Here is a 3,319-nt window from a genome sequence, read left to right as displayed (position 1 = left end):
GGTTGTGGTGGTGCCGCCTGCCTACAGCTCGCAGACCTGCCACCGGTGTTTGTGGCTTGGGCAGCGGGAAGGGAAGCATTTTCGTTGTGTGAACCCGGCCTGTGGCTGGGAAGGGGATGCAGATTTTAACAGTGCCAACGTGATTGCCCTTTTGGGGGTCGCTGTAAACCGGCCTAGAGGCCCGTGGTTGGCTTGCCAACTGCAGGGCTACCGTTCGCGTCAGCGGCGCGTAGCGCTTAAAGCCCGCTCCGTACTGCTTAGCGGTCGGAGCCGGGTAGTTTACCGGTGCGTAGCACTATGAGCAAGGTTTTGGTTTTAAATGCCTCCTACGAGCCGCTCAACGTCACCAGTTGGCGCAGAGCTGTCGTCCTTTTGCTCAAGGGCAAAGCCGAGCAAATCGAGCACAACGGCAAAGTAGTCTACGGCAACATCCCTCTGCCCACCGTCATCCGCCTGCGCCACTACGTTCACGTTCCCCACAAAGAGATTCCCCTGACACGCCGCAACGTCCTCTATCGCGATGGGCACCGCTGCCAGTACTGCGGTTGTTATGGCGAAGACCTCACCCTGGATCACGTGATCCCGCGCTCCCGCGGCGGCGGAGATACCTGGGAAAATGTGGTCAGCGCCTGTGTGCGCTGCAACGTGAAAAAAGGGAATCGCACTCCGCGTGAGGCTGGCATGCCCCTGCTGCGCCAGCCCCGCCGCCCCCACAGCACCCTTTACTTTGAAATCTCCAAAGCTGTCAGCAGCGGATCCTACCGGGAATGGCTGAAGTACGCCATTGGCCTGGAAGGAGACTCGCCGCCAGAGCCGGCAGGCAACCCCGGCTAGCTCTCAAGGCTAAGGATGCAGGTCTGAAACCGGCGCTGCTTTGAAAGGGGGAGGAGAGGTGGTGGCCGGGATCCCCGTCTCGATCCACTGGTGGATCAGGGCATTGACCTGTTCGGGGCGCTCATCGTGAGGGCAGTGGCCGGCTTCCAGGAAGTATTCCACCGCCTGAGGGTAGTGAGCCCGGTACAGCTTGGAGCGCTCGCGGGCCCGCATCCAGGGATCCCGTTCGCCCCAAATCAACAACAGGGGGCGCACCAAGCTGCGCAGCAGCTCATCCACATAGCGCCCCTTCTGCCCGCCCCGCATCAGGGCCACGAACACATCGGCAGCCCCCGGATCCCGTGTGGGGCGATGAATGTCTTCCACCAGTTGATCCGTCACTGCCGCCGGGTCGTAATAGACCTGCTTCAGCTTGGAGCGAATCACCCGCGGCTGCCGCAAATACTGAAACAATAGGTAAGACACCAGGCGCTGGCGCAGGCCCCAGCCCACCAGGACACGCAGCCATTGCCGCCAGCCAGAGGGGGATCCCTTAGCAGTGGAAAAGCCACCGGCTCCGTTAAGCAACACCACCCCCCGCACCCACTCCGGCCACTCTGCCGCAAGGCTGAGCACCACATAGCCACCCAGGGAGTTGCCAATGGCCACCACAGGCCGCCGGATCACCTGTTGACAGAAATCCCGCAGTTGATCCCGCCAGATCTCGGCGCGGTAGTCCCAGTTGGGCTTGGCCGAACGGCCAAAGCCGAGCAAATCGATAGCATAGACCTGGTAGTGTTGGGCCAACTCAGGGATATTCTTGCGCCAGTGGTCGGTGGAGGCCCCAAAGCCGTGCACCAAAAGCAAAGGCTGCCCCTGCTCGCCCTGTTTGACATAATGAACGGATTGCCCCCGCCAAATCCAGCGTGCCGAGATGGGAGTGGCCGGTGCCGACGTTGATACCATAAGGTTTGCTCGTGAGCTTTTCTCATTCTAGATTCATTTAGATTTTGCCTAGCCAGCTCCGAAGCCGCCGCCGGGCAAGGTATCCTAAACACCGGTTGGATACGCACATGATCGCGTTTTTGACAGGCCACCTCGTCGCTGTGGAACCGGGAGAGCGCAGCAGCCTCACCCTGGAGGTGCAGGGGATCGGCTATCGCATCCAGGCGCCGGCCCGTTTTCTCAAGCAACTGCCCCCTGTAGGAGAGCCTGTGCGGGTGTTCACCCATCTGCTGGTGCGGGAGACCGAGCTGGTGCTGTACGGGTTTGGCTCGCCAGCGGAGCGGGATCTGTTTGTGGAACTGATCAAAGTCCCGGGGGTGGGTCCGGCTTTGGGTCTGGCGCTGCTCAACACTTTCGCTTTGCCGGAGCTGGTGCAGGCGGTGGTTACCGAAAATGTCCGCCTCCTCTCCCTAGCCCCAGGGGTGGGCCACAAAACGGCCCAACGGCTGGCGCTGGAGCTGAAAAGCAAATTGGCCCACTGGCGACAAGGCCTAGAGAACGCAGATCGCCCTCTGGCTGGCGGGCCGCCCCCCTCTATCCGGGAGGAGGTGGAAATGGCCCTGCTGGCCCTCGGCTACAGCCTCCAGGAAATTCAAGCGGCCCTGCAAGCCCTTCCACCTCAGCCCCGGCAGACGGAAGACTGGCTGCGCGAGGCCATCACCTACCTCAGCCAACAGCCATGAGTGGCTCAGCTCCCAAGCAGCGCCGCGTTGGCATTCTCGGCGGCACCTTTAACCCCGTCCACCACGGCCATCTGATCATGGCCGAGCAGGCCCTCTGGCAGTTCAACTTGGATCAGGTGCTGTGGATGCCGGCAGGGGATCCTCCCCACAAGCCCTTGGCCGCCGGCGCCAGCAAAGCGGATCGTCTGGCCATGGTGAAGCTGGCCATTGCCGACCACGAGCGCTTCGCCTGCTCCGAGCTGGAGATCCGCCGTCCTGGCCCCTCCTACACCATTGAGACACTGCGCTGCCTGATGCAAGAGCAACCCAACACCCAGTGGTACTGGATCATCGGGGTGGATGCCCTGCGGGATCTGCCCCAGTGGTACCAGGCGGAAGAATTGGCCCGCCTCTGTCACTGGATTGTTGCCCCCCGCCTCGATGCCGGTGATGCCGCCCAGGTGCTGCAGTCGGTGGCTGAGAAGCTGCCCATCCGGGCGACAATCTTGGACGCCCCCACCCTAACGCTTTCTTCCACCTACCTGCGTCAGCAAATCCAAAAAGGGGGATCCATCCGCTACTTGGTGCCCTCCGCTGTGGAGCACTACATTCGCCAACACCGACTCTATCTCGACCCTTGAAGAAAAAAGAGGAGGGCTCCCCCCTCTTCAATCAACCCATTGGCTACAGCAACGGCCCGCCCAACTTTTTTTAGGGAGGAGAAGCTGAAGAATGAACTACCCCACCGCGTAGGCGGGTGGCGTTTCCTCACCCGCTTGACAGCAGAGCTTTTGTCTCTTCTTCTGCCCCAGTTGCTTCATGGATCCCGTGTACCGGGT

The 3,319-nt window shown here is 61.5% G+C and carries 5 protein-coding genes; 4 read left to right on the top strand and 1 reads right to left on the bottom strand.

Annotated features, from left to right (window positions below):
• Both NW841_RS12450 and NW841_RS12445 read left to right on the top strand, forming a co-directional pair.
• On the top strand, positions 1-301 hold a 301-nt coding region (locus NW841_RS12450; protein WP_414386663.1), incomplete at its 5' end, for a zinc ribbon domain-containing protein.
• Complete coding sequence (locus tag NW841_RS12445; protein WP_414371660.1) at positions 298-834, top strand: HNH endonuclease; 537 nt, start codon at positions 298-300, stop codon at positions 832-834. The genes NW841_RS12450 and NW841_RS12445, both read left to right, overlap by 4 nt.
• A 9-nt stretch (positions 835-843) precedes the next feature.
• On the opposite strand, the gene NW841_RS12440 is transcribed toward NW841_RS12445, so the two are convergent.
• Positions 844-1,779: an alpha/beta fold hydrolase gene (locus NW841_RS12440; RefSeq protein WP_414371658.1), complete on the bottom strand. Its 936-nt coding sequence runs from the start codon at positions 1,777-1,779 to the stop codon at positions 844-846.
• A 107-nt stretch (positions 1,780-1,886) separates the two neighbouring features.
• Here NW841_RS12440 and ruvA point away from each other — a divergent pair, with 107 nt between their 5' ends.
• Together ruvA and nadD are read left to right on the top strand one after the other, a co-directional pair.
• The gene (gene ruvA / locus NW841_RS12435) at positions 1,887-2,501 is read left to right on the top strand and encodes a Holliday junction branch migration protein RuvA (protein WP_414366292.1); all 615 of its coding nucleotides are present in this window, start codon (positions 1,887-1,889) and stop codon (positions 2,499-2,501) included.
• Positions 2,498-3,121, top strand: coding sequence for a nicotinate-nucleotide adenylyltransferase (nadD, locus tag NW841_RS12430; RefSeq protein ID WP_414366291.1), 624 nt, complete (start codon positions 2,498-2,500; stop codon positions 3,119-3,121). The genes ruvA and nadD overlap by 4 nt, the downstream gene beginning before the upstream one ends.
• Positions 3,122-3,319: the final 198 nt, after the last annotated feature.

The sequence above is a fragment of the Synechococcus sp. H60.3 genome (assembly GCF_047462295.1).
In the GTDB taxonomy this organism is placed as follows: domain Bacteria; phylum Cyanobacteriota; class Cyanobacteriia; order Thermostichales; family Thermostichaceae; genus Thermostichus.
The sequence above is the reverse complement of the archived record's forward strand: the minus strand, read 5'-3'. Positions and strand labels throughout refer to the sequence as shown.

Bases quoted from the DNA above. Each gene is read 5' to 3' on its own strand.
- ruvA (WP_414366292.1), top strand. From the start codon at position 1,887: ATGATCGCGTTTTTGACAGGCCACCTCGTCGCTGTGGAACCGGGAGAG.
- NW841_RS12440 (WP_414371658.1), bottom strand. From the start codon at position 1,779: ATGGTATCAACGTCGGCACCGGCCACTCCCATCTCGGCACGCTGGATT.
- nadD (WP_414366291.1), top strand. From the start codon at position 2,498: ATGAGTGGCTCAGCTCCCAAGCAGCGCCGCGTTGGCATTCTCGGCGGC.
- NW841_RS12445 (WP_414371660.1), top strand. From the start codon at position 298: ATGAGCAAGGTTTTGGTTTTAAATGCCTCCTACGAGCCGCTCAACGTC.